Origin of the sequence: Agarivorans sp., from assembly GCF_050295395.1 — a bacterium.
Lineage (GTDB): Bacteria > Pseudomonadota > Gammaproteobacteria > Enterobacterales > Celerinatantimonadaceae > Agarivorans.
This window is the reverse complement of sequence record NZ_JBNKPP010000111.1, coordinates 1-1,853: the sequence shown is the minus strand read 5'-3', so window position 1 is coordinate 1,853 and position 1,853 is coordinate 1. Positions and strand designations below refer to the sequence as shown.

2 protein-coding genes are annotated in these 1,853 nt (G+C 45.8%); both read left to right on the top strand.

What is annotated here, in order from left to right; translation table 11 throughout:
- Positions 1 to 912: inosine/guanosine kinase (locus ACQY6Q_RS06820; protein WP_427979442.1), on the top strand; the 912-nt coding region annotated here is incomplete at its 5' end.
- 183 nt (positions 913 to 1,095) lie between these two features.
- Positions 1,096 to 1,853, top strand: a 758-nt coding sequence (locus tag ACQY6Q_RS06815; protein WP_427979440.1) for a hypothetical protein, incomplete at its 3' end; no start/stop codon positions are given.

The following is a 1,853-nucleotide window of genomic DNA, read 5'->3' as shown; positions in this document are numbered from 1 at the left end:
TGCAATACTTCGTCGCGAGTAGACCTTAATCATCTGCAACCGGTTACTGGCCCCATCGGTCGCTGCTTTACCTTAATTACCGAATGTGGCGAACGCACCTTTGCCATATCTCGGGGACACATGGATAAACTCAGCGCTGACTTTATTGATGAAGAATTAGTAAAAACGGGGGCTGCCTTGGCTCTCACCGCTTACTTAATGCGAGCCGATAACGACCCCATCACCGAAGCAGCCATGCAAGCCATTAACTATGCCACTGCTGCTAATGTGCCGGTGGTGCTGACCTTGGGCACACGTTTCCTGATTGAAGATGCCCCTCTATGGTGGCAACAATTTATTCGTGAGCATGTCACAGTACTAGCAATGAATGAAGAAGAAGCCGAAGCCCTCACCGGCGAAAAAGATGTACTACTGGCTTGCGAGCAAGCTTTAGAATGGTGTGATTTAGTCTTGTGTACCGCTGGCGCGCGCGGCTTATTTATGGCCGGTTATACCGATGAACAACATAAACGCGCCACCACCCATAGGCTATTACCCGGCAGTATTGCCGAATTTAATCGCGATGAATTCTCACGCCCTATGTTAAAAAACGATTGTTCGCAGCCTCTAAAGGTTTACTCGCATATTGCGCCTTTCATGGGGGGCCCAGAAAAAATCACCAATACCAACGGAGCGGGAGATGGCGCCCTCTCAGCTCTATTGCATGATATGGCAGCCAACGTTTTTCACCGCAACAATGTAGCACAATCCAGTAAACACCAGTTTAACGCCTTAAGTTACTCGTCGTTTGCCCAAATCTGCAAATATGCTAACCGCGTCAGCTACGAGGTGCTGGCCCAGCACAGCCCACGTTTATCGCGAGGTTTACCAGAGCGAGAAGAGAGTCTAGAAGAAGTTTACTGGGAACGGTAAACCCAATTGGGGGGCAAGTCTTACCAGCCCCTCAACTTTGCCACTCCACACCTTGAAATTTTTGCCAAATGTCAGTTGTTAGTCTTAACTTATTATCAAAAGTGTAAGTATCAGAATTTTAGACTAATTATTAAACAGATTGCTTTGCACCTCGTACCTAAGCACTCTTCAGGGCTAAACTAAATGCGCAGATTTTGGGGTCGTTTTTCAATTGCAGCTAGGCTGTATCTCACTATGGTAGTCGTTGGCTTAAGTTTGCTAGTTATCACCTTAAGTTATACCTATCAACACGAAAGAAACTTAGTGCAAGACATGGCCAAACAACAAATTAAAGTCATGTCTGAAAGCTATTTCGAAGGCTTAAATACGCTAATGTTGTCTGGAGCAATGGCCAACAAAAAGCTATTACACGATAAAATGCTTAAACAAGACAATATCTTAGACATAAGCTTACTCCCCTCTGCACCAATACAAGCCATGTTTAGACCCAATACCAATGCTCCAACACTCAGCACCGAGCAACAACAAGCTTTTACTGGTGAAACTGTCTACCGCTATAAGCAGCAAAATAACCAAGCCGCCCTACAAGTCCTGACACCGATTATGATGAGCGACGACCATAACGGGGTTAATTGCTTGACTTGCCACGTCACGAGCAAAAATGGAGAAGTTGCTGCCGTCATTGACGTATCATTTTCTTTAACTCATGCCAATACCATGATTCACCGAGCGCTAATCAATCAAGCCAGTTTACTCTTTGCTGTGTTCTTTGTTGGCATGTTGATGCTGGCTCTGATATTTCGAGGGGCGGTAGCCAAACGCTTATCAATACTTCGCAAACAGCTTAACCAAGCGGCCGACAACGCCGATCTACGCATCGACTTTAGCGACCCCTATAACGATGAAATCAGCGCTCTTTATCGCTCACTCAACTCTCTGAT